At 51.8% G+C, this 24,913-nt stretch carries 19 protein-coding genes; 11 read left to right on the top strand and 8 right to left on the bottom strand.

All coding sequences use genetic code 11. The features are described 5' to 3' along the window. The first annotated feature begins 312 nt into the window (after window positions 1-312). From ygeW to arcC, 5 genes are read left to right on the top strand one after another with little or no spacing between them, the layout of a single operon-like run. Window positions 313-1,500, top strand: coding sequence for a knotted carbamoyltransferase YgeW (gene ygeW, locus KP80_RS05530; RefSeq protein WP_052282590.1), 1,188 nt, complete (start codon window positions 313-315; stop codon window positions 1,498-1,500). 60 nt (window positions 1,501-1,560) lie between these two features. Further along, a complete protein-coding gene (gene dpaL / locus KP80_RS05525; RefSeq protein WP_052282589.1) occupies window positions 1,561-2,760 on the top strand; it encodes a diaminopropionate ammonia-lyase in 1,200 nt (399 codons plus the stop codon). Between the two features lie 33 nt (window positions 2,761-2,793). After that, a complete protein-coding gene (locus KP80_RS05520) occupies window positions 2,794-4,005 on the top strand; it encodes a YgeY family selenium metabolism-linked hydrolase (RefSeq protein ID WP_052282588.1) in 1,212 nt (403 codons plus the stop codon). A gap of 49 nt (window positions 4,006-4,054) precedes the next feature. Then, window positions 4,055-5,461, top strand: a complete 1,407-nt coding sequence (hydA, locus tag KP80_RS05515; RefSeq protein ID WP_052282587.1) for a dihydropyrimidinase — start codon at window positions 4,055-4,057, stop codon at window positions 5,459-5,461. A gap of 12 nt (window positions 5,462-5,473) precedes the next feature. Further along, window positions 5,474-6,406: a carbamate kinase gene (gene arcC, locus KP80_RS05510; RefSeq protein WP_052282586.1), complete on the top strand. Its 933-nt coding sequence runs from the start codon at window positions 5,474-5,476 to the stop codon at window positions 6,404-6,406. A gap of 87 nt (window positions 6,407-6,493) precedes the next feature. On the opposite strand, the gene yqeB is transcribed toward arcC, so the two are convergent. After that, window positions 6,494-8,119 (bottom strand): selenium-dependent molybdenum cofactor biosynthesis protein YqeB, encoded by a 1,626-nt coding sequence (gene yqeB / locus KP80_RS05505; protein ID WP_052282598.1) that lies wholly within the window; start codon window positions 8,117-8,119, stop codon window positions 6,494-6,496. Window positions 8,120-8,160: 41 nt separating this feature from the next. Next, window positions 8,161-8,919 (bottom strand): selenium cofactor biosynthesis protein YqeC, encoded by a 759-nt coding sequence (gene yqeC / locus KP80_RS05500; protein WP_052282585.1) that lies wholly within the window; start codon window positions 8,917-8,919, stop codon window positions 8,161-8,163. Window positions 8,920-8,953: 34 nt separating this feature from the next. On the opposite strand from yqeC, the gene KP80_RS22235 reads away from it, so the two are divergent. From KP80_RS22235 to ssnA, 3 genes are all read left to right on the top strand, one after another. After that, entirely contained in the window at window positions 8,954-9,541 is a 588-nt protein-coding gene (locus KP80_RS22235) for an NTP transferase domain-containing protein (protein ID WP_072129050.1), read from the top strand. Between the two features lie 254 nt (window positions 9,542-9,795). Continuing rightward, entirely contained in the window at window positions 9,796-12,888 is a 3,093-nt protein-coding gene (ygfK, locus tag KP80_RS05495; RefSeq protein ID WP_052282584.1) for a putative selenate reductase subunit YgfK, read from the top strand. After that, the gene (ssnA, locus tag KP80_RS05490; RefSeq protein ID WP_052282583.1) at window positions 12,885-14,219 is read left to right on the top strand and encodes a putative aminohydrolase SsnA; all 1,335 of its coding nucleotides are present in this window, start codon (window positions 12,885-12,887) and stop codon (window positions 14,217-14,219) included. The genes ygfK and ssnA overlap by 4 nt, the downstream gene beginning before the upstream one ends. A 54-nt stretch (window positions 14,220-14,273) precedes the next feature. On the opposite strand, the gene KP80_RS22230 is transcribed toward ssnA, so the two are convergent. From KP80_RS22230 to KP80_RS23040, 3 genes are all read right to left on the bottom strand, one after another. Beyond that, entirely contained in the window at window positions 14,274-14,726 is a 453-nt protein-coding gene (locus KP80_RS22230) for a 4Fe-4S dicluster domain-containing protein (protein ID WP_072129049.1), read from the bottom strand. Next, window positions 14,723-16,663: an FAD-dependent oxidoreductase gene (locus KP80_RS05485; RefSeq protein WP_052282582.1), complete on the bottom strand. Its 1,941-nt coding sequence runs from the start codon at window positions 16,661-16,663 to the stop codon at window positions 14,723-14,725. The genes KP80_RS22230 and KP80_RS05485 overlap by 4 nt, the downstream gene beginning before the upstream one ends. A 211-nt stretch (window positions 16,664-16,874) precedes the next feature. After that, window positions 16,875-17,084, bottom strand: a complete 210-nt coding sequence (locus tag KP80_RS23040; RefSeq protein WP_156315598.1) for a hypothetical protein — start codon at window positions 17,082-17,084, stop codon at window positions 16,875-16,877. On the opposite strand from KP80_RS23040, the gene KP80_RS05480 reads away from it, so the two are divergent. From KP80_RS05480 to KP80_RS05470, 3 genes are all read left to right on the top strand, one after another. Continuing rightward, entirely contained in the window at window positions 17,074-18,522 is a 1,449-nt protein-coding gene (locus KP80_RS05480; protein ID WP_052282581.1) for a nucleobase:cation symporter-2 family protein, read from the top strand. The genes KP80_RS23040 and KP80_RS05480 overlap by 11 nt on opposite strands. Before the next feature lie 477 nt (window positions 18,523-18,999). After that, on the top strand, window positions 19,000-20,274 hold the full coding sequence (locus KP80_RS05475) for a glycoside hydrolase family 10 protein (RefSeq protein WP_052282597.1): 1,275 nt from the start codon (window positions 19,000-19,002) through the stop codon (window positions 20,272-20,274). 337 nt (window positions 20,275-20,611) lie between these two features. Then, a complete protein-coding gene (locus tag KP80_RS05470; RefSeq protein ID WP_052282596.1) occupies window positions 20,612-21,823 on the top strand; it encodes an AAA family ATPase in 1,212 nt (403 codons plus the stop codon). 60 nt (window positions 21,824-21,883) lie between these two features. On the opposite strand, the gene KP80_RS05465 is transcribed toward KP80_RS05470, so the two are convergent. From KP80_RS05465 to cfa, 3 genes are all read right to left on the bottom strand, one after another. After that, window positions 21,884-23,152, bottom strand: coding sequence for a type II toxin-antitoxin system HipA family toxin (locus tag KP80_RS05465; RefSeq protein ID WP_052282580.1), 1,269 nt, complete (start codon window positions 23,150-23,152; stop codon window positions 21,884-21,886). Further along, window positions 23,145-23,459 carry a helix-turn-helix domain-containing protein gene (locus KP80_RS05460; RefSeq protein WP_072129051.1) on the bottom strand — a complete coding sequence of 105 codons (315 nt, stop codon included), beginning with the start codon at window positions 23,457-23,459 and terminating at the stop codon, window positions 23,145-23,147. The genes KP80_RS05465 and KP80_RS05460 overlap by 8 nt, the downstream gene beginning before the upstream one ends. Window positions 23,460-23,658: 199 nt before the next feature. Continuing rightward, window positions 23,659-24,813 carry a cyclopropane fatty acyl phospholipid synthase gene (gene cfa / locus KP80_RS05455; RefSeq protein ID WP_052282578.1) on the bottom strand — a complete coding sequence of 385 codons (1,155 nt, stop codon included), beginning with the start codon at window positions 24,811-24,813 and terminating at the stop codon, window positions 23,659-23,661. Window positions 24,814-24,913 lie beyond the last annotated feature (100 nt).

The raw sequence follows: 24,913 nt of genomic DNA, 5'->3' as shown, positions 1-24,913 counted from the left end.
TATCACATTTTTATATCATTATGATAATTATTACTTTGTCTTTATCAATTTGGAGATATTTTCAACGGCCTATCACACCTCTCTCGTTATATATAAAAATATATAGCGAATTCATGAGTAATTATTCCGCCAGTGCCATTTGGTTTCCTACCTTATTTTGTGACTCCCATCTCATTACAATGCCTTTTAGCTGTATTTTTATCCTTGCCTGGTGAATTGGCACACTTATTGTTAGTTGCAATACAGTGCTGATGTTTGCAATTGCAACACCCAGTAATCAATAAGCCCGCCATTCACTACCAGGATTGCATAATGAAAACTGTTAACGAACTGATTAAGGATATCAATAAACTTAACTCCAACCTTCACGATAAGGATTTCCTGCTGACGTGGGAGCAATCACCGGACGAATTAAAACAGGTCCTGGATGTTGCGGAAGCCCTAAAGACGCTACGAGCCGAGAATATTGCTACCAAGGTCTTCAATAGTGGCCTGGGCATATCGGTATTTCGTGATAACTCCACGCGCACCCGCTTCTCTTATGCTTCAGCTCTGAACCTGTTAGGCCTGGCTCAGCAGGATCTTGACGAAGGTAAATCGCAAATTGCCCATGGTGAAACGGTACGTGAAACGGCCAATATGATCTCATTTTGTGCAGACGCTATTGGTATTCGCGACGATATGTATCTCGGTGCAGGCAATGCCTATATGCGCGAAGTTGGTGAAGCGCTGGATGATGGCCATAAGCAAGGCGTACTGCCTCAGCGCCCGGCGCTTATCAACTTGCAGTGCGATATCGACCACCCGACTCAGTCTATGGCGGACCTGGCCTGGCTGCGTGAACACTTCGGTTCTCTCGAGAATTTGAAAGGCAAGAAAATCGCCATGACATGGGCCTATTCCCCAAGCTATGGCAAACCGCTTTCTGTGCCGCAAGGCATTATCGGGCTGATGACCCGCTTTGGTATGGACGTGACCCTGGCACATCCCGAAGGTTATGACCTGATCCCGGATGTTATCGAAGTGGCGAAAAACAATGCTAAATCCTCTGGCGGCAGCTTCCGTCAAGTGACCGACATGGCCGAAGCCTTCAAGGATGCAGATATTGTCTATCCAAAATCCTGGGCTCCGTACCAGGTCATGGAGCAGCGTACCGAGCTGCTGCGTGCTAACGATCACGAGGGGCTGAAATCCCTTGAGAAAGCCTGCCTGGCACAAAACGCCAAGCATAAGGACTGGCAGTGCACCGAAGAAATGATGGCTCAGACCCGTCACGGAGAGGCACTGTACATGCACTGCCTGCCGGCTGACATCAGCGGTGTCTCCTGTAAAGAAGGCGAAGTCACCGAAGCAGTGTTTGAGAAATACCGTATTGCGACTTACAAAGAAGCCAGCTGGAAGCCTTATATCATCGCCTCCATGATCCTCTGCCGTAAGTACGCGAAACCTGGCGTGCTGCTGGAGCAGTTGCTGAACGAAGCCCAAAAACGCATCAAATAATCTCCCCGGCTGGCCTGCGGGTCAGCCCGATATTTTCTTACGGATGAATAAGGACAGAGTATGTCTGCTTTCTCACTCAAAATGGACATTGCCGACAATCGCTTTTTTAATGGTGAATCATCGCCGTTGTTTTCACGTCAACAGGCGCAGCAGGCACGTCACTTCCATCAAAAAATCAGTGGTTATCAGCCGACGCCGCTGTATGCCTTGAATGAGCTCGCCGCGCTATTTGGGGTGAATAAAATCCTGGTGAAAGATGAATCCCAACGCTTTGGCCTCAATGCCTTCAAAATGCTTGGCGGCTCCTACGCTATCGCCCGTCTTCTGGGCGAAAAATACGGTTTAGAGATTAATACGCTCTCACTGGCTGAGTTGAAGTCACGTATTACCGAGAAGATGACGTTTGCGACAACAACCGACGGTAACCACGGGCGCGGCGTGGCGTGGGCGGCAAAACAACTTGGGCAAAATGCGGTGATATATATGCCGAAAGGCTCAGCGCAGGAACGCGTCGAGGCCATTTTGCGACTGGGTGCCGAGTGTATCGTCACGGAGATGAATTACGACGATACCGTGCGCTTCACGATGAAAACCGCGCAGCAAAACGGGTGGGAAGTTGTTCAGGATACTGCCTGGGACGGCTACACCAAAATCCCGACCTGGATTATGCAAGGCTACGCCACGCTTGCTGATGAAGCGGTGGAACAGATGTCGGCGATGGGGATATCACGCCCAACCCACGTTTTTTTGCAAGGTGGCGTTGGCGCACTAGCCGGTGGCGTACTTGGTTATCTCGTGGATGTGTACGGCGCTAACCAGCTTCACTCCGTTATTGTCGAGCCCGAACTGGCCGACTGCCTCTATCGCTCTGGCGTTAAAGGTCAGATGGTCAATGTCGGCGGTGATATGGCCACCATCATGGCGGGTCTCGCCTGTGGTGAACCAAACCCACTCGGCTGGGAAGTTCTACGTAACTGCGCGACGCAGTTTATTTCCTGTCAGGATGCCGTCGCGGCCCTCGGTATGCGCGTGCTGGGTAATCCTCTCGGCAAAGACCCTCGGGTGATTTCCGGTGAATCCGGTGCCGTTGGGCTTGGCATTCTGGCCGCTGTTCACTACCACCCACAGCGCAACGCACTCATGAACAAACTGCAACTGGATAGCCACTCGGTGGTGCTGGTCATCAGCACAGAGGGCGATACCGATGTGAAGCACTATCGGGAAGTCGTTTGGGAAGGCAAACATCCTGCATCGCGGTAACTATTCGCAAATTCAGAACTGGAGAACATCCACATGGCTAAGCATATTCCTTTTAAACTGATCGTTGAAAAAGCAAACCACTACCAGCAGGACATGACCCGTTTCCTGCGCGATATGATCGCTATCCCAAGCGAAAGCTGCGACGAAAAGCGAGTTGTCCATCGCATCAAAGAAGAGATGGAAAAGGTCGGCTTCGATAAGGTTGAGATCGACCCAATGGGTAACGTGTTGGGCTATATTGGCCACGGCCCTCGCCTGGTGGCAATGGACGCACACATTGATACCGTCGGCATCGGCAATATCAAAAACTGGAGCTTCGACCCGTATGAAGGCATGGAGACCGACGAACTGATTGGCGGGCGCGGCGCGTCTGACCAGGAAGGCGGTATGGCATCGATGGTCTACGCCGGTAAAATCATTAAAGATCTTGGTCTTGAAGACGAGTACACCCTGCTGGTCACCGGTACCGTGCAGGAAGAAGACTGCGACGGCCTGTGCTGGCAGTACATCATTGAGCAATCCGGTATTCGCCCTGAGTTTGTGGTCAGTACCGAACCGACCGATTGCCAGATCTACCGTGGGCAGCGTGGACGCATGGAAATTCGCGTTGATGTCTCCGGAGTTAGCTGCCACGGCTCCGCGCCGGAACGCGGTGATAATGCCATCTTCAAAATGGGCCCGATCCTGAACGAACTGCAGGATCTTTCCCGCCATCTAGGAAACGACGCTTTCCTTGGTAAAGGAACGCTGACCGTATCCGAAATCTTCTTCACTTCCCCAAGCCGTTGCGCCGTGGCCGATAGCTGCGCCGTTTCTATCGACCGCCGCCTCACCTGGGGTGAAACCTGGGAAGGTGCATTGGATGAAATCCGCGCGCTGCCTGCAGTTCAGAAGGCCAATGCGGTGGTTTCTATGTACAACTACGACCGTCCGTCATGGACTGGCTTGGTTTATCCAACCGAATGCTATTTCCCGACCTGGAAGGTTGAAGAAGACCATTTCACCGTGCGCGCATTGAGTAATGCCTATGAAGGGCTGTTCGGTAAAGCACCGGTTGTTGATAAATGGACTTTCTCCACCAACGGCGTTTCCATCATGGGCCGTCATGGGATCCCGGTGATTGGCTTTGGTCCTGGCAAAGAGCCGGAAGCCCACGCACCCAACGAGAAAACCTGGAAATCACATCTGGTGACCTGCGCTGCCATGTACGCCGCAATTCCTCTGAGCTGGTTGGCTAACGAATAAATCCTGCCGTATTCCTCCCGTCGTTCGCGGCGGGAGTCTGGAGCATTGTATGCGAGTACTGATTAAAAACGGCACGATCGTCAACGCCGACGGTCAGACACAACAGGACCTGTTAATCGAAAATGGCTTAGTCAGCAAGGTCGCCGACGAGATAAGCGTCGAACAACCCTGCGAGATTATTGATGTCAGCGGTTGCTATGTGATGCCCGGCGGCGTTGACGTTCACACGCACTTTAATATTGATACCGGGCTTGCTCGCAGCTGCGATGACTTCTTTACCGGAACGCGTGCGGCCGCCTGTGGCGGAACAACAACCATTGTTGATCATATGGGATTCGGTCCTGCGGGATGCCGGCTACGACATCAGCTTGAAACCTATCACGGATACGCCGCCTACAAAGCGGTAATCGACTACAGTTTTCACGGCGTAATACAGCATATCAACCACGCCATACTCGACGAAATTCCTATGATGGTCGAGGCGGGAATCAGCAGCTTTAAGCTCTACCTCACCTACCAATACAAACTCAACGATGATGAAGTGCTGCAGGCGATGCGTCATCTTCATCAGGCGGGGGCGTTAACCACGGTACATCCCGAAAATGATGCGGCAATAGCCCGTAAGCGCTCTGAATTTCTGGCCGCGGGTAAAACGGCCCCCCGCTATCACGCACTGAGTCGGCCGCTGGAGTGCGAGGCCGAGGCGATCGCGCGGATGATTAACCTTGCCCAGTTGGCAGGCAATGCCCCGCTTTATATTGTTCACCTGTCAAATGGCTTAGGACTTGATTATCTACGGCTAGCCCGCGCGCGTCATCAGCCGGTATGGGTAGAAACCTGTCCGCAATACCTGCTGCTCGACGATCGTTGCTACGAGCGTGAAGACGCGCTGAATTATCTGCTGAGCCCGCCGCTGCGCAACGCCAGCAACAATGATGCGCTGTGGTGCGGTATTGTTGACGGCAGTATTGACGTGCTGGCAACCGACCACTGTACGTTTTCGTCGGCGCAACGCCAGCAGTTATCAAACGGTGACTTCAGCCGTTGTCCGAACGGGTTACCCGGTGTGGAGAACCGTCTTTTGCTGCTGTTCTCCCACGGCGTGATGACCGGGCGCATCTCGCCACAACAATTCGTCGCACTCACCAGCACCCATCCTGCGAAGCTATTCGGCCTGTGGCCGCAAAAAGGCAAATTAGCTCCCGGTGCCGATGGCGACGTGGTGATCATCGATCCACGCCGCACTACCACTATCCGTCACGACATGCTGCACGATAACGCTGACTATTCGCCGTGGGAGGGTTTTATCTGCCAGGGCTCAATTCGCCAGACCCTTTCGCGTGGCCGCGTCATTTTCAGTAACGGCACGTTCTGTGGCGTCGCTGGTCAGGGCCGTTTCCTTCGTCGTAACCCGTTTTCACCCACTTTGCTTCCAGCCGGTGGGTTTGCATCTTAAAGAGAGGAATGAATGAGCAAAAAAATTGTGCTTGCCCTTGGCGGCAACGCGTTGGGTGACGATCTGGCGGGGCAAATGAAGGCGGTGAGACAAACGTCACAGGCCATCGTTGATCTGATAGCCCAAGGACATCAAGTGGTCGTTACCCATGGTAATGGTCCGCAGGTGGGGATGATTAACCTCGCGTTTGAGGCGGCCGCGAAAACGGAGGCCCATACGCCGATGTTGCCGATGTCGGTATGTGTGGCGCTAAGTCAGGGCTATATCGGCTATGACCTGCAAAATGCGCTGCGCGAAGAGCTACTCTCGCGCAACATGCCAATTCCCGTGGCGACCCTCGTCACGCAGGTGGAGGTAGATGCCAACGATCCGGCCTTTAGCAACCCGACAAAACCTATTGGCTCCTTCTTTAGCAAAGAAGAGGCCGAACAGCTTACGCGCAATGGTTATACGCTGAAAGAAGACGCCGGACGCGGCTATCGCCGGGTGGTTGCCTCACCAATGCCGGTAGACATCATTGAAAAAGAGACGGTTAAAGCACTGATGGATGCGCATCAGGTGGTGATTACCGTCGGTGGCGGCGGGATCCCGGTGATTCGTGAAGGCAACCACCTGCGCGGTGCCAGCGCAGTGATTGATAAAGATTGGGCGAGTGCCAAGTTGGCAGCGATGATCGATGCCGACATGCTGATAATTCTGACGGCAGTCGAAAAGGTGGCGATTAACTTCGGTAAACCAAATGAACAGTGGCTGGACAAATTAACATTGGGCGACGCGGATCGTTTTATTGCCGAAGGCCATTTTGCTAAAGGCTCGATGCTGCCGAAGGTGGAAGCCGCAGCCTCGTTTGCCCGTTCACGTCCAGGACGTAAAGCACTCATTACCGTTTTGAGTAAAGCGAAAGAAGGTATTGAAGGTAAAACGGGGACAATTATTGAAGGGTAATCTGAAAACCCGGGCCGGATGATGACCCGCGTCCGGGTAAATTCTAAAGCCTGTCCGGCAATCAATCATATTGCCGGACAGCATTAATTACACCGTGGTTAGCGGCTTCTTCTGCTGTTTAATGCGTTGATTCATCAGCGTCATCAAAGCTTCAAGCACCCCACCACCAATGGCTCTCGCCTTATCGGAGACGCTGGTGTAATCCGCATTCTCGCCACGCGGATCAATATCGCTAATTTTAAAACCGCTGTCGACAACCAGCCCATCGTTTAATAGGCCACGAACCATGCCGCCCAGCGGTGCCAGAATCTCATGTTCACCAACCGTTGCGATAATATCCCCTTCGCTGACAATATCGCCCAGTTTGACGCGGGAACGCATTACGCCAGGCCCCGGTGCGCGGATGACTCTTTTCGCCGTATGCCCCATAATATTGCCCGGTACGCCGGTATTTTCCTGCGCGCAACCGGCATAAATCACCTGTCCCAGCCAGTGACCGCGATTGGTTTCAATCACCGCGTGGCAATCTTTTCCAGCACAAAAACCCGGTCCTAGTGCAATCACTGAAGGCGCGAGCCCGCAGTGGGTTCCCAGATTTTCTTTCGCCAAAATGGCATCGACCACGCATCCTGGTTGCAGCTCGAGCAAACTTTCACATAGCGGGTCGACCAGCACGGGGATCTCGCCGTTATCAGCCGCCTTCAGGGCTTCGCTGACCGACATCGTTCGCCGGGCAGTGACCCCTTCTACCGTCGTTTCACCATCAAATACAGCCTGGGCGAACGCCACGGTACAGCGGATCACCGTAGGCTTCTCCACTTCTAGCATAATCACTTTAAATCCCGCATGCCAAAGGCGCATGGCCACGCCGGTGGCAATATCTCCAGCACCGCGAATAACCACCCGCATTGGCTGTAAAGATGACTCGCTTGCCATCATCAGCCCTCCGGGCGCCTGATTTTTCACCTGCAGGATTTCCGCTAACACGCTGATAGCAATTTCGTTTGGCGTTTCAGCGCCGATGTTATAACCCACCGGCGCATGCAAACGCGCAATATCCTCTTCTTCTACCCCGTTTTCACGCAGTTGACGTAAAAACACCTGCACCTTACGGCGGCTGGCCAAAAGCCCCAGCCAGGCAGTTGGTAAGGTGACAAGATTATCCAACGCTTCGCGATCCTGATTATTGGTGGCGATCAGTACAAAGTTATCTGGCCGGATGGCCAGTTTCTCGATTGCCGCACCGAAGCTTTCGGCGTGCAGTAACTGGGTGGAGGGGGGAAAAAGATCCGGATTAAGGCTTTCCTGATAAATATCCGCCACGGCAAGGTCAAAACCCAATAGGGTTGCGCTCTGAGCGATGGCCCGGTTGACATGTCCGGCACCTATCAGGACTAATCTTGGCCGCAGGCCGTGGACGCTGATATAAACCGACATTGCGCCGCCGCAGTCTGAACCGACGGCATCGCTGCCGGTTCGAGCCATTCGGCCATGAAACATGCGTGAGGTTTTATTACGCAGGGCATCCAGCGCTTCATCAATGACTCGCCGTTCAACCATGCCTCCCCCTATTGTCCCGACAATGCTGCCATCGTCGCGTACCAACATTTGACCGCAATGTCGGGGCGTTGAACCACGGCTATCAACAATCTGGGCCATCGCAAACGGACGGTTTTGTTCTTCGAGTCTTGCCGCTTCTGAGAAAATATTCATAACAACCTCAAATGGATATCCTTCACCACCCCAGAATGGAGTCACGTTCTCACTTGTCTGTGCGTAATTGCCGGTTGCTCCTGTACTGCCCCAGCCCAGATGACATCCACCGCACCGTCAACCATCAGCGAATCCGGCGGTAAATTCTCATTTTGAGAAAGCTGGTTAAACAATGCTATCCGTCGACATCCTTTCGGCGCGCCTTTGAACGCCCCCTGTGGATGGCTGACCAAACGCTGCAGTACCGGCCATGTCAGGCGTTCTCCTTCTGCCGCACCGGTTACGCAGGAAAAAAGTGGCCAGCGATGAACGCTTGCTGGCCCAAGCATTTCTCCGAGCATCCCTGCTCCCATGACAGCAACTACGCAACAACTGGATTGAGGGATGCAAGGTTCATGCTCAGCTGGCGCTTTCAATGCAAAACCGTGAGCGCCGTCAGCTTCTACCAGCACAACGTCAACGTTACCCTGTGCCATCAGGCAATCTATCGTCTGCGGCGAAAAGCCTTTGACCTTGCCCACCTCTGCAAGCCATGCGGAATAACAGGCTACGATCGGGCGCTGCCAGCTGGAGGCTGGAAGTGCTAGTGGATCCCGGCAAAACAGGATTGGAAGGGATTGTGGCAGCCACATATGGGTGGTCGTGGTGAGTAATACCCTGCGGCCCGACTGCGCAAAAAGAGTGGCTAGCCATAGCAACGTACTGGTTTTCCCCCCGGCACCCACTGCTGAAATGAGTAACGGGCGGGTATCAGCGTTTAAATCACAGAACAGTTCAGCAACACCGGGTATATTTTCCATATATTGACTTCTATTCCATTATCCTGAGGAAAAAATGACGCAGGTTGAATGTATTATTACCGCTGCCGGATTATCCAGCCGAATGGGGCAATGGAAAATGATGTTACCCTGTCAGGAAGGGACAATACTTGATACAAGTATTAGAAATGCGCAATCATTTTGTTCACATATTATTCTGGTGTGTGGATATCGGCATCAGGAACTCGTTGAACGTTATTATGAGAGAGCCGGCATTACCATCGTTTATAACCCCAATTATGAACAAGGCCTGCTATCATCGGTGCAAGCTGGCGCACAAGCACTAACTCAGGACTACTGTTTTATCACCCACGGGGATTTGCCCTTTCTAACATCACCCATCTTTCATTCTCTTTGGTTACAAAGGATTAAAGGCTCATTGCTTCCGGAGTATCAAGGTATACCAGGCCACCCCATACTCGTTGCACGCCAAACGCTATTGCATTGTTTACAACATGGGCAAGGTCACTCTGTACGCCAGCGCCTGCTGGCCGATAAGCATCTACGACTGCCGATTGATTATTCAGATATTCTCTTTGATATCGATACGCCAGAGGATTTTTTACGCCTACAGCGGCGTCTGAATATTCGACTCTCCTCGTGATATTCTCATATTGATAGATTCAGACTGGTATTGATAAATAATAAAAGCCGCTTTCGGTGATTGATTTTAATTCTCATTAAGTCATGGTGAGATATTTCACAAAGTGTTCTTAAGTTTAGATCTCCTTCACAAATATTCATCTCACTATCCTTCGATGAAATAACTGGTGTGATTGTTGCTCCTGCTCTCTCATTGCGTCGGAACGCTCGCTGTCCGGCTTATGTGATTAAACCAGAAAGTCTAAGGAGAGGGTTATGGGAGATATCATGCGTCCTGTTCCGTTTGAGGAACTTTTGACGCGTATTTTTGATGAATACCAACAGCACCGTTCTATTTTTGGTATTCCTGAACAGCAGTTCTACTCGCCCGCCGTTCACCGTCAGCTCAGCGTTTTTGGGGAAAGCTGCGCGACTCCCGTTGGCCCGGCCGCAGGCCCTCATACACAGCTGGCACAAAATATTGTGACCTCATGGCTCACCGGTGGACGGTTCATTGAGCTGAAAACGGTGCAAATCCTTGACCGACTCGAGCTGGAAAAACCCTGTATTGACGCGGAAGACGAATGCTTCAATACCGAATGGTCAACCGAATTCACGCTGGTGAAAGCAGCGGACGAATATCTCAAAGCCTGGTTTATCCTGCATTTACTCGAGGAAATTCTCCCTCTCACACCGATGAAAGCGGGAAAATCCTTTATTTTTAATATGAGCGTGGGCTACAACCTCGATGGAATCAAACAGCCGCCGATGCAACAATTCATCGACGGTATGATGGATGCCAGCAAAACTCCGCAATTTGCTCAGTACCGGGCGACGCTTAACCACTGGATTACGGACGATAAATTCCTTGCTCACCACGGCACACCGGGCCTGAAAACATTGGTCAATCGCATACCTGCGCAGTTGGTGCAAGGGGTCACGCTGTCGACCATGCACGGCTGCCCGCCGGATGAGATTGAAGCGATCTGCCGCTATATGCTTGAAGAAAAAGGTATCAACACCTTCGTTAAGCTCAATCCAACGCTGCTGGGTTACCCGCGCGTGCGTGAAATCCTCGATACCTGTGGGTTTGACTACATCGGTCTAAATGAAGAATCTTTCAATCACGATCTCAAAATCGGCCAGGCGCTTGACATGCTGCAACGCCTGATGGCGCTGGCAAAAGAGAAAAAACTCGGTTTCGGCGTCAAACTAACCAATACGCTCGGCACGGTGAACAACAAAGGCGCGCTGCCTGGCGACGAAATGTATATGTCCGGGCGAGCGCTGTTCCCGCTCTCTATTAACGTCGCCGCCCTGCTATCGCGGGAATTTGATGGCAAGTTGCCTATTTCCTACTCCGGCGGCGCCAGCCAGCTCAACATTCGCGAGATTTTTGAAACCGGTATTCACCCCATAACGATGGCCACCGATCTTCTCAAGCCGGGTGGCTATTTGCGTTTAAGCGAGTGCATGCGCGAACTGGAACAGTCCGATGGTTGGGGAATGACCCAGGTGGACATCAAACGCCTTAACGCGCTGGCGGAAAAAGCCGTTAGCATGGAGTACACCCAAAAACAGTGGAAGCCGAACGACCGCATCAACGTGGCAGAAAAACTGCCAATGACTGACTGTTACGTTGCACCCTGCGTGACGGCCTGCGCGATCAAACAGGATATTCCGGAGTACATCCGCCTGCTGGGTGAAAAGCGCTATGCTGATGCGCTGGAACTTATTTACCAACGCAATGCACTGCCGGCGATTACCGGGCATATCTGCGATCACCAGTGTCAGTACAACTGTACTCGACTCGATTACGATAGTGCATTGAACATTCGCGAGCTAAAAAAAGTCGCACTGGAAAAAGGCTGGGATGAATACCAGCGCCGCTGGCATAAACCGGCGGGCTCGGGCACCCTGCATCCGGTAGCGGTGATTGGTGCGGGCCCTGCGGGGCTTGCCGCTGGCTATTTCCTTTCTCGATCGGGTTACAGTGTCACGTTATTTGAGCGTGAAGAGAACGCCGGCGGCGTGGTACGTAATATCATCCCCCAGTTCCGCATTCCCGGTGAGCTTATCCAGCAGGATATCGACTTTGTGGTCAGCCACGGTGTTGAGATTGTTTATGGCTGCGACCCGCATTTGACAGTCGAAAAACTACAGCAGGAAGGTTTCCGCTACGTGCTGGTCGGCACCGGTACCGATAAAAACAGCGGAGTGAAACTGCGTGGTAATAACCCTAACGTACGCAAGTCGCTGCAATTTCTGCGCGAATATAACCGCGGTGAAAACCTCCAGCTAGGTAAGCACGTTGCGATCGTCGGTGCCGGGAATACCGCCATGGACTGCGCCAGAGCCGCGCTGCGCGTACCGGGGGTGGAACAAGCCACCGTTATTTATCGTCGTTCTCAGCAGGAAATGCCCGCCTGGCGTGAAGAGTATGAGGAAGCACTTCACGATGGGGTCGCCTTCCGTTTCCTCAATAACCCCGAGCAATTTGACGCCGATGGCACCCTCACGGTTCGCATCATGGCGCTGGGCGAACCGGATGAAAAAGGTCGCCGTCGCCCAGTCGAAACTGACGAAACCTGCACGTTACAAGTAGATACGCTGATTACCGCGATCGGTGAACAGCAGGATGGCGCGGCACTCGCCGCCATGGGAATCCCGCTCGATGAATACGGATGGCCGGAGGTCAATGCCGAAGGTGAAACCCGCCATTCTGGCGTCTTCCTGATAGGCGATGTCCAGCGCGGTCCTTCTTCTATCGTTTCCGCGATTGGCAATGCCCGTCGGGCGACCGATGCCATTCTGGCACGTGAGAATATTCGCAGCCATCACGGCACTAAACGCTGGAACAACGTTGATCCATCAGAAGTGTATGCCCGTAAAGGGGCAATTGTGATTGCGAATGTTGATCAGGACGACCGTGAAGCATTCGTTGCCCAGGAAGCGGCCCGCTGCCTGGAATGCAACTACGTCTGCAGCAAATGCGTGGACGTTTGTCCGAACCGCGCCAACGTCTCTATCGCCGTACCGGGTTTTGAAAACCGCTATCAGACACTTCACCTCGACGCTTACTGTAACGAATGCGGTAACTGCGCTCAGTTCTGCCCTTGGCAGGGAAAACCGTACAAAGACAAAGTCACCGTCTTTAGCCTGCCACAGGATTTTGCGAACAGCAGCAATCCAGGGTTCCTGGTAGAAGGCCAACAGGTGCACATTCGTCAGGATGATAAAACCTGGCTACTGACGCTGGATGATAAAGGTCAGTTCACGCAAATCCCAACGCAGCTTGACGCGATGTGCCGCATCATTAGCCACGTTTACCACCACCATCATTATCTTCTGGGAGCCGTCGCCGCATGAGTATGCTAATCCTGAAAAATGCTACCGCTGTCCAGGTTCATCCAGCGAAGGTAGAAAACAATGTTGATATCGTCATTGAAAATGAAGAGATCATTGCCGTCGGCAGCGGCATCGCTTCCCACTATCCTCAGGCTACCGTCAAAGAGATGCACGGTCGGCTGGTGATGCCGGGCAATGTCTGCTCCCACAACCACTTCTACTCCGGTTTGTCGCGCGGTATTCAAGCCAATATTGCGCCGAGCCCGGACTTTATTTCTACGCTGAAGAATTTGTGGTGGCGCCTTGACCGCGCGCTGGACGAAGAATCGCTCTACTACAGCGGGTTAATATGTTCACTCGAGGCTATTCGCAGCGGCTGTACGGCGGTCATCGATCATCATGCATCACCCCATTATATTAATGGTTCGCTAAGCCAGTTACGCCATGCGTTTCTTAGGGTTGGCCTACGCGGAATGACCTGCTTTGAAACCACCGACCGTAACGGTGGGCAAAAAGAATTGCAGGCAGGCGTGGAAGAAAATATCCGCTTTGCCAATGAGATTGACCAGGCCCGTAAAGCCGGACGCGAACCCTACCTGGTAGAGGCGCATATCGGTGCGCATGCCCCATTCACTGTTACCGACGATGGTCTGTCGATGCTGAAAGAGGCGTTAAAAGCCACTGGTCGCGGGCTGCATATTCATGCCGCCGAAGACAGCTACGATGTATCCCACAGTCATCACCACTACGGAAAAGACCTGCTGGTGAGGCTAGCGGAATATGACCTTATCAACAGCAAAACGCTCGTTGCCCACGGACTTTATCTATCCGACGCAGATATTGCGCTGTTGAATGAACAGGATGGTTTCCTGGTGCACAACGCCCGTTCCAATATGAACAATCATGTTGGTTATAACCATCGGCTCCCGCAATACCGCAATCTGGCGCTGGGTACCGACGGCATCGGTTCAGACATGTTTGAGGAGCTGAAGTTTGCCTTCTTCAAGCATCGTGATGCGGGCGGTGCATGGTGGCCAGACAGTTTTGCCCGCGCGCTAAGCAACGGCAATGTGCTCCTGAGCCGTAACTTTAACGCGCGATTTGGCCGCATTGAGGCGGGGTATAAAGCCGATTTAACCATCGCCGATTATTTGGCGCCAACGCCGCTACTGGCGGAAAATATCGCTGGGCATATCGCTTTTGGCATGGGGTCAAACAATGTGCATAGCGTCATGGTCAACGGCATGATGGTGTATGAAAACAGAGAGTTTACCTTCGATTGCGAACCGATTTTTGCTGAAGCCCGTAAAGCGGCGGCAAAAATGTGGAAACGTATGGATGCGCTGAACTAACCCACTTCATCTCCCTCCGAGCCGCAGTATTAACGCTGCGGCTTATTTGATTGCTCAGAATACCGTGGCTCGCTTACGTTGCTGTTGCATGATCATAAGGTCTTCAGCGGTGATTTTGCGCAGTGCTGATGTCGGACACACTTCTACGCATGCGGGACCGTGCTCGCGTTCCGCGCAAAGATCGCATTTCACTATCTCCATGCGCTGGCTTATCGAAATTACGCCGAAGGGACAGGCAACAACGCAGCTTTGGCAACCGATACAGCGAGAGGAATCGGCCTCAACCCGGTCGTCACCTAAATACAAGGCCCCCACCGGGCAGGCAGAAATACAGGGTGCATTGCCACACTGATGGCACATCACCGGCACGCTTAGCGCGTTAAGTTTGAGGACTGTTAAACGTGGCGAGAAGTCCGAGCTATTAGTTTGATGCTCTAGCGCACAGGCCACCTCGCAGGTGCGACAACCGATACAGGATCCCGCATCCGCCAGAATAAAGTGGGTCACACGGCCTCCTTTTTCTCAAACAAAGTGAGCATATCGCGAGCGGCCTGCCGTCCTGCGACCATTGCCGTCACCACCAGATCGGCGCCGTGCACCGCATCGCCACCGGCAAATATCTTCTCATTCCCGGTCTGCGTGGTACTGCGCCCCTCGCCCCCGGTCTGAATTTGCCCCCAGCGGTCGAGTTCGACACCGTGGCCACGTAGCCATGGCATATCATGCGGCTGGAAACCAAAAGCCAAAATCAGCACATCGGCTGGCAATTCAAAACCTGAGCCCACAATGGGGCGTGGGCGACGACGGCCATCGGCACCCGGCTCACCCATATCGGTACGGATCATGCCGATGCCGGTGATGTGCCCTTTCCGATGGCGCTGAATGTACTGCGGCTGAACATTAAACTGAAATTCGACGCCTTCTTCCCGCGCATTTATCACCTCTTTTTTGGAGCCAGGCATGCTGACTTCATCACGCCGATAGGCACAGGTTACGCTGGCCGCGCCGCGACGTACCGCCGTACGCAGGCAGTCCATCGCCGTATCCCCACCGCCTAACACCACGACGTGTTTGTCTTTAAGCTCGATGAGCGAATATTCTGCACTGGCTTCAAGTCCCATGACTTCCCGAGTGCTGGCCGTGAGGAATGGTAGCGCTTGAATAACGCCAGGAGCCTCTTCCCCATCCAGCCCCGCCGCCATCAACCCGTAGGTGCCTACACCAAGAAACACCGCATCGTACTCATCGACCAGATGGCCAAATGTGATGTCGCGCCCCACCTCCTGGTTGAGGTAGAACGTTATGCCCATTTCGCTAAATAACGTCCGCCTGACGCGGAGAAGATCTTTATCCAGTTTGAAAGGCGGAATGCCGAAAGTCAGCAGGCCGCCAATTTCTGGATGTTTATCAAAAACATCCACCTGAACGCCCGCTCGCGCCAGAATATCCGCACAGCCAAGCCCCGCTGGGCCGGCGCCAATAATGGCAACGCGCTCCTTACGCGGCGTGATGGCACCAACCTGTGGACGCCAGCCCATGGCCAGCGCCGTATCGGTGATATAGCGCTCCAGATTGCCAATCATGACCGAACCGCCGGCGTTCTTGAGCGTACATGCCCCTTCACACAGCCGCTCTTGTGGGCAAACCCGACCACAGATTTCCGGCAGCGAGCTGCTCTGATGACAAAGCTCTGCGGCTTCGACGATCTTGCCTTGCTGTACAAGACGAAGAAATTCGGGGATTGAGTTATGTAGCGGGCAAGTCCAGTTGCATTGTGCTTTACTGGCGCAGTGCAGGCAGCGATCGCTTTCATATTCAGCCTCTTGCTGATTCAAACCGTGGTAGATCTCAGCAAAATGCATTTTCCGTGTGGCCGCCGCGATTTTCCGAGCGCCAACGCGTGGTGGCCTGGCGAGAAATGTCTCGCGATAGCTAAGCAGACGAGGTTGCCCCGGCTGCCCTTGTGCGATCTTTTTTCGCCTGTCACGACCTAAAGCGTTTAATTCAGGCTCATCCATTAAACGCAGAGCCTGCGTGGGACAAACGCGAATGCAGGCAGGCTTCCCGCTGGCGTGGTCACGGCAGAGATCGCATTTTTGCGCCAGCTGTGGCGAACCCTTATTGGCTGCCACCATCCTGATGGCGCCAAATGGGCACGCGACGGCGCAGTTTTTACAGCCAATACATTTTTGCGGGTTAAGCTGAATACTGTTGTCGGCGAGATAGAGAGCAGCAGTCGGGCATGAGGCCACGCATGGTGCGTCATTGCAGTGGCGACAGGTTGCGACATGGCTCTCTTTAGGCTGGGAAATAACATTCAGTCGAGGTTGATAATCCTGCCGCCGCTGAGGCCAGGTATCATCATGGTGAGCCGTAACGCAGGCGATTTCGCAGGCATAGCAGCCAATACAGCGTGACGTATCGGCAAAAATAAATTTATTCATCGGCTTCCCTTTTGTTATTTATTCATCTCATCAAGGGTTGCTATGCAATAATTAGACACGCTTTATACTTAATGGCGACCATGGCTTATTTTTGCGAGCGAGATCTAAAAAACCTTGTTTAATTCCACCGCTAAAAATAGATATTCAATTTTCAAAGAATCAAATTGCGATACCTCCTCATGAGACTTATCTCATTGTGAGACGATATTCATCAAGTCCATTCAATTTCTGCCGCTTCTTTCTTTTTATTCTGTTTTTTATGTGATGCCCCACCCAGTTCGGCATTTTTATCGCTGCAGTTAGCAAAACTGGCATCACCTAAGCATGACGCATAGGCGTGTTCTGCATCCTTATATTTATCCGTTGAGGGCCATGTCAGGCCTGTGTAAATACCTTCTGGAGAAACAATTATGAGCGCCATTGATTCTCAACCCCCTTCGGTGACCGATAGCCACCAGGCGACTGATGAGGTGGACCGCCTGCTTCCTCCGGGAAAGTTGGTCATCCTTGGTTTACAACACGTTTTGGTGATGTACGCAGGTGCGGTTGCCGTCCCCTTAATGATTGGCAACCGTCTTGGTCTCAGTAAAGATACCGTAGCACTTTTAATAAGCTCAGACCTTTTTTGCTGCGGGATCGTGACTTTATTGCAATGTATCGGCATTGGCCGCGTATTGGGCATTCGCCTGCCGGTCATTATGTCCGTCACCTTTGCAGCGGTGACGCCGATGATTGCCATTGGGATTAACCCGGATATTGGTTTGATGGGGATTTTTGGTGCGACCATTGGCGCAGGGATTATCACCACGCTGATTGCACCGTTAATCGGCAAACTGATGCCATTATTTCCACCCTTGGTAACCGGTGTTGTCATTACCTCGATTGGTCTGAGTATTATTCAGGTCGGTATTGACTGGGCCGCTGGCGGTAAAGGCAATCCTCATTATGGTAGCCCCGTTTATCTCGGTATTTCATTTGCTGTACTGCTATTTATTCTGCTGGTTACCCGATTTGCCAAAGGCTTTATGTCGAACGTAGCCGTGCTGCTGGGCATTATTTTTGGTTTTGTTCTGTCGATGATGATGAATGAGGTTAATCTCGCCGGTTTATATAATGCAAAGTGGTTCGCCATCGTAACTCCGTTTGCATTGGGTACACCGGTTTTTGATCCCATCTCTATTCTGACCATGACCGCCGTGGTGATCATCGTGTTTATTGAGTCGATGGGCATGTTCCTGGCGCTGGGCGAGATCGTTGGCCGTAAGCTTACCCCGCAGGATATCGTGCGGGGACTGCGAGTTGACGGTGTGGGCACGATTTTTGGCGGCATTTTCAACAGTTTCCCGCATACCTCATTTTCGCAGAATATCGGGCTGGTGGGCGTTACTGGCGTACATAGCCGCTGGGTTTGCGTGGCTTCCGGCGGTATTCTGATTATCTTCGGCATGGTGCCTAAAATGGCGGTGCTGGTGGCTTCAATTCCCCAGTTCGTGCTGGGAGGTGCAGGGCTTGTGATGTTTGGTATGGTCCTCGCCACTGGGATCCGCATTTTGGCGCGGATTAACTATTCCACTAACCGTTACAACCTCTACATCGTGGCCATCAGTCTTGGCGTGGGGTTGACGCCAACCCTTTCAACGGACTTTTTCTCACAGTTCCCGACTGCACTACAACCGCTGCTGCACAGCGGGATCATGTTGGCCACCTTCAGCGCCGTCACCTTGAATCTGTTTTTCAACGGCTACAACAAACATACCGGCCTGATTCCCGATACCCCAGCATCGCAGCGACAGCCACGCACAATGCGGATGTTTTTACTGCTGCGTAAGGTGAAAAAACAGCAACACCCGGATGAATAATCGCCATTGGGCGCTGGGAGTCACATCCCAGCGCCACGTTATTCACGCTCACTATCAGGAAACACTATGCTCATTCGTCTTGTTCTCTCCGCAATCGTACTTTTCTGGATGAGCCTGCCTGTCGTTCAGGCAGGTCTCAACCTTGGGCTATCGAGTCGTTTCGATTTTATCTTCTATTTTTAATCCCCGCATTGGCGCTGCTTCTGGCCTGGCTGCAGCGGTAGCGCGTTTTTTCAGACACTTCGCTCACCATCGATAAGCAGTTTTCTCAAAGTAATAATCGTTTTTTATCAAAATAATAAGGGATCGCTTCGCTCCAACAGCAGATTCATTGTTCTGGATAAACAAAGCCCCTATTCTCTGCTGGCTTTGCGATTGACTTCATCGCCAATAGTAAGAGAATGTTCCTCACTCGTGACAACCCGAACAACCGAATCTATGACTCTCCGTTCTTTTAGCTTTTCCCGTATGTCGAAAATGAAAACGGCCGGCGCGTTGATTGCCGCCGCACTTTTATTGGTGAGCTGTGACTCAAAGACCCCGGTTAAATCACCGTCTACCTCAACGCCGGGTAAAACCGAACACAGCAATGAACCGATGCGCGGCGTCTGGTTAACAACGGTGTCCCGCCTGGACTGGCCGCCAATCAGTTCCATTAATGCCGGCAGCAGCACGTTGCGTATTAACCAGCAACAAACGGCCATGCGGGCGAAGCTCGACAACCTCAAGAGTCTTGGAATTAATACCATCTTCTTTCAGGTCAAGCCGGATGGGACTGCGCTGTGGCAATCCAGCATTTTGCCGTGGTCGGATATGATGACCGGTAATATTGGCGAATATCCTGGGTATGACCCGCTGCAGTTCGTGCTAGATGAAGCCCATAAGCGCGGAATGAAAGTGCATGCATGGTTTAACCCATACCGGGTATCGGTAAACACAAAACCATCAACCATTGCTGCGCTCAACAATACGCTGACGCAATCGCCGCCTAGCGTTTATGTGCTGCACCGCGACTGGATCCGCACATCTGGCGATCGTTTTGTTGTCGACCCGGGCATCCCGGAAGCACGAGACTGGATAACCAGCATCGTGGCGGAGGTGGTTTCTCGCTACCCTATCGATGGCGTACAGTTTGACGACTATTTTTATACTGAAACTCGTAGCTCTGCGCTCAATGACAATGCCACTTTCCGCCAATATGGCCAGGGATTTGCCTCCAAAGCCGACTGGCGTCGCCACAATACCCAGCAGCTGATATCTCAGGTATCGCGCACTATTAAGCAGCTTAATCCTAATGTGGAATTTGGCGTGAGCCCGGCCGGCGTGTGGCGTAACCGCTCGCACGATCCTGCGGGTTCGGATACGCGCGGTGCCGCGGCTTACGACGAGTCTTATGCCGATACCCGCCAATGGGTGCAGCAAGGTTTGCTCGACTACATTGCTCCGCAGCTGTACTGGCCATTTGCCCGCGATGCTGCGCGCTACGATGTGCTGGCAAAATGGTGGGCAGATGTCGTTAAGCCAACCAACACGCGCCTCTACATTGGCATTGCGCTGTATAAAATCGGCGAGCCCTCAAAGAATGAGCCCGACTGGACCATTGAAGGCGGCGTACCGGAGCTGAAAAAACAGATCGACCTCAATGAATCTGCCAGCAACATTAACGGCACGATCCTCTTCCGTGAAGGCTATCTCGAACAGCCTCAAACGCAGGACGCAGTGAATTACCTCAAAGATCGCTGGGGTAATTAATCATTGAAAGAATCGGTGAATCCTCACCGATTCTTTTCTTCGCAGTCAATACGTTACCATAATGTGAAATATTATTATCAATGTCGGTAAATTTCCGAATAACTCCAAAAACCACTTGCTGCTCGTGCAGAATAGCCAGTAGTATCAAATTAAAGGTATGCAAGACATAACTGCTGTAAATATATAAAGCATTTACTCCACTTATTTTTCTTCCCCTTTCACGTTACCCCAAATAACTCACCGTTAACGTTCGCGTTATTTTTCAATATTTATGAGTATTATGATTAAAGAAACAGCGCAGTCTCGTCCTCAATGGACCCCAAAAGATACCATCTGGATGATGGGTGTTTATGGCGCAACGGTAGGAGCAGGTACGCTGTTCCTACCGGTTGAAATTGGTACGCGCGGCCCGCTGATCTTTCTTATGCTACTCCTACTCGCCATCCCCCTCGCGCTGATTCCGCATGTGCTCATCTGTCGCGTATTTATGCGTGATCACCAAGGCCACGACCAAGCCGATCAAACGTTGCCATTGTTTGGGTCATTTTTCGGTGTCAAAGGCCGTCAGGCAATGAAGCTGTTTTTCTGCGTCGCGCATTACCCGGTCACGCTGGTGTACGCGGTTTCGTTGATAAATGCCCTGAGCCACTTTTTAACGGAGCGGCTGCACGTCGCTGGAATTAACCGTGGCATCCTGACTTTGGTCGTACTGCTTATTCTGCACCTCGTGTTGAGTAAAGGTCGCGATAAGGTCGTCAGCACCATGAGTGCGCTGGCTCTACCGTTTGCCATTGCCATCATCGCAATAGCCGCCTCGCAGATCCCCGCGTGGGATTTCAGCAATATCACCCATGCCTGGCAGCAGACGCAATCGTCATCAATGAGCAGTTCGCTGAAAGATTTATGGCTCACGCTGCCGTTAATTGCCTTTTCACTGTGCTCGGCTCCGCTTATTCCGGCGCTGGCATCCTGGTATCGTGAGCCGGGACATGGAGGTGAGAGCCAGTCCGTACGCGTGATTCGTCGTGCCTACGCGCTCATTTTTTTCAGCATCATCTTCTTCGTGTTGAGCTGTATTTTGAGTACGCCTCGCGAGACATTTGAGATGGCGAAAGCGCAGAACCTGAACGTGTTATCGGTCATTGGTGGTAACGGCGGGATGAGCGCCATTCTTTATCTGGCACCGTTTATTGCTATTTTGGGGATGACCAAATCATTTTTAGGGATTTCAATGCCGGTTGCCGAAACCTTTAATGTGTTGGCGGCGGACCTGTTCAAAATAAAGCGCGCTAGCCAGATTAAGCATATTAAGTTAGCAATTTCAGTATTGATGTTTATTGTCACATCGTTGGTGGTTTATATAAACCCAGATGTTATCAATATGATTGAAACCGTCTGCGGACCACTGATTGCGATATTCCTGTTTATTATCCCAACGTGGTTAATTTTCACCCGTCCAGCGTTGAAACCACTGCGTGGACTGGTTTCCATGATGGTTATGATCTGCGGTGTGCTGACCGTATCAGCGCTGCTCTATTCCATGTTTTAACGGATACGCCACACCGGTTATCTCCCGGTGTGGCAATTTCTGACGTAAAGCGACAGTCGATTAGCGCTGTAGCCGCGCAATATTAGTGTCAATCTGCTGCTGAATATAGCAGAGCGTTTCCTCCGTTATCTGTCCTGGATAGCAGGCGCGAGCAGTCTCTGAGAAAGCGCTTCCCACTGCGCTATAGCGGGTAATCAGGGCAGCGATTTGCGCGCTGGTGAGTTCGGCCTCCTGCAGCCCTAACGCTTCAATATGCTGACGCTCAATATCTAACGCTTCCCCCATCACATCCATTTGGTGATAGCCGCCCGGCCCTTCATTGAAGGTCACATCGAACGCCGGAGCCAGCGACCATTGGCCATTTTCCGCCATTAAATAAGCAAAGTTTTTAGGGTGATCGTCGCGATTATTAAAGATCACGTTAAAAACGACGCGCTCAAACGCACGAACTTTTTCCCGAACATCATTGGTACATATTTGCGTTGCGCGCAGGAAGTTAACGTAATCGAGAGAACCGGCAAGCTGATAATTAGCGCCGGTAAATGCCGCCAGGCTTTGCATGGGTACACGTTGGCCAAGATGGCGATCGAAACGCTTACTGGCAAAGGCGGCTTGCCCATCGGGTAGCGCAAACCAGGCCGTGTCGGGTGTTGCAATTGCGCACTGGCGCAAACACTCTGCGTACACCGCTTCTATCGCGCACACTTCTGGATGTTCACGCTGCGCTGGAAATTTAACCAGCCAGGCTTCAAGGCCCGGTTGAGAAACCGTGGTGAACTGCTGAGTCTGTGGGTCACGATATAACAGAACTTTTGGCCTTGCCCCTTGCGGCGAGCCTCCCATCTGGAGCAATGTTTGTAAAAACTCGCCGCCTTCACCGCTCAACACGGCCTGCACTTCGGCAGCCAATTGGGCAAGCGGCACATTCTCTTTTACGGTTTCCGCCCCATCCGGTTGTACCGGGTGGAACGTCATGGCCCCCATGGCGCTATCACCAATATAGGTCAGGCGTTCCAGTGGCCCAACCCGTGCAGCATTAAGTCCTCGGCGTTTGAAAAGCCGGTCCATGAGTAGCATCCCCCAACCGTCGGGTAAGGCGTCGTAAACCGGGCCAGGTAACCCTAACTGGTGAGGTGGAAAATCACGCCTTAGGCGCGGACCATTAAGAGGTAAGGTCATACGCGATAGCTCAAGCCCCTTTTTAATCGCCTCTTCGCTATATTCAAAAGCAATCATCGGACGCCCGGTCAGCGCAGTCGAAGTGATAAGCCGGCCCCAAAGCCAGCGTTCTCCAAAGCCTTGATAATACACTTCAATCATGTCAGGCATTGTCACCCTTCCGTTTCACCCGTTGGCGTTTAGCGCTTTTTTCATAACGCAGAATATCGTCAAGGCTGTCGACACGAGGTTTGAATAAGGATTCCAGTTCATTGGCAAAACCCAGTACCATCGCGACGCGGACCAGGCTGTCAAAGCTGACATTTCGTCCCGCTTCCAGATTAGACACCGTATTCACACCAATCCCCGCTCTTGCGGCGATCTCGGCTTGTGTCGCCTGCTGAGTCAGTCGTTCCTGGCGTAACCGACCACAAAGTAGTTTAACCACTTCAGCAGGTTTACTAAGTGATAAATCCAACATAATGTGTTTTAACTCGAATGGTTGAAGTTAATACCCAATATTATAGATTTACATCCGTAAAATGGAAAGAGAATGTAAACCACAAAATATGGGATTTATAGGACGTTACGCCGAATAAAATACAATAAAATGGATTTATAGCTTGATAGTGAATGTATCAACGAAAGCCGGGAATGCCCCGGCCCGTTGGTATCGGCTAGCGATAAACGTACATTCCACCTTCTGCGCCTCGGCTGAACAACACTTGCCAAAGTTCGATGTCCCGCGCACGAAACGCCCCGGCACAGGCACACAGATAGTAGTTAAACATTCGACGAAAACGCACAGTGTAATGCGGAGCCAGCTCAGGCCATGCGGCGTTAAATCGCTGGTGCCACGCCATCAACGTCTTATCATAGTCGCTGCCAAAGTTATGCCAGTCTTCCATAATAAGCCGAGACTCACTGACGTTGGCAATCTGACGAATAGAGGGTAAACATCCATTCGGGAAGATGTACTTGTTGATCCACGGGTCAACGTTGACCCCGGTTTCATTGCTACCGATCGTGTGTAATAAGAAAATGCCGTCTGGTTTCAGGCAGCGATCAACCACGCTGAAATAGGTGTCGTAGTTTTTTGGCCCGACATGTTCAAACATCCCGACAGAAACAATGCGGTCGTAGGTTTTACTCAGATCGCGATAGTCCTGGAGCAAAATCGACACATCGAGCCCGTCACAGTGCTGCTGTGCCAATTTTTGTTGTTCACGTGAAATGGTCACGCCGTCAACGCTAACACCATAATGACGCGCGGCATAAGCCGCGAGCCCTCCCCAACCACAGCCAATATCCAGCAGCTGCATACCCGGTTGCAGTTTGAGCTTTTCGCAGATCATTTTCAGTTTTGCATTCTGCGCGTCTTCGAGCGTCTCGGCCTCTTTCCAATAGCCGCAGGAATATTGCATGTGAGGATCGAGCATCAGGGTAAAGAGATCGTTACCGATATCATAATGCTCTTTACCCACTATCCAGGAACGACTGCGCGATTGCAGATTAAAAAGACGGGCGCTGGCAATACGCAAGATATCTTTCAGATTTCCGGGAACCTGTTTATCCAGTTTGGCTTTTAATATTTTATAAAAAAGGATATCGAGACGTTCACAATCCCACCACCCTTCCATATAGCTTTCACCCAAACCGAGTGAACCCTGTTGAAATACGCGTTTGAAAAAGTCGGCATGATGCACCTGAATATCCCACGGCCGCACGCCATTAATCATAATATCGGCCTGACGGAGGAGATCGTTACCCATTCGAGACCAGTTATCGTTTAATTCATTAATACTTATTACGTCTGAGCAAACCGTGGCCATGATCCTATCCATAATTGAGTCAGTATATTCTGGGTAAGATTATTATTGATAACGGGATGGTATGTATTATGATGTGAGGACAATATTTATCGAATAGAAG

The sequence above is a fragment of the Kluyvera genomosp. 1 genome (assembly GCF_001266615.1).
Lineage (GTDB): Bacteria > Pseudomonadota > Gammaproteobacteria > Enterobacterales > Enterobacteriaceae > Kluyvera > Kluyvera cryocrescens_A.
The sequence above is the reverse complement of the archived record's forward strand: the minus strand, read 5'-3'. Positions and strand labels throughout refer to the sequence as shown.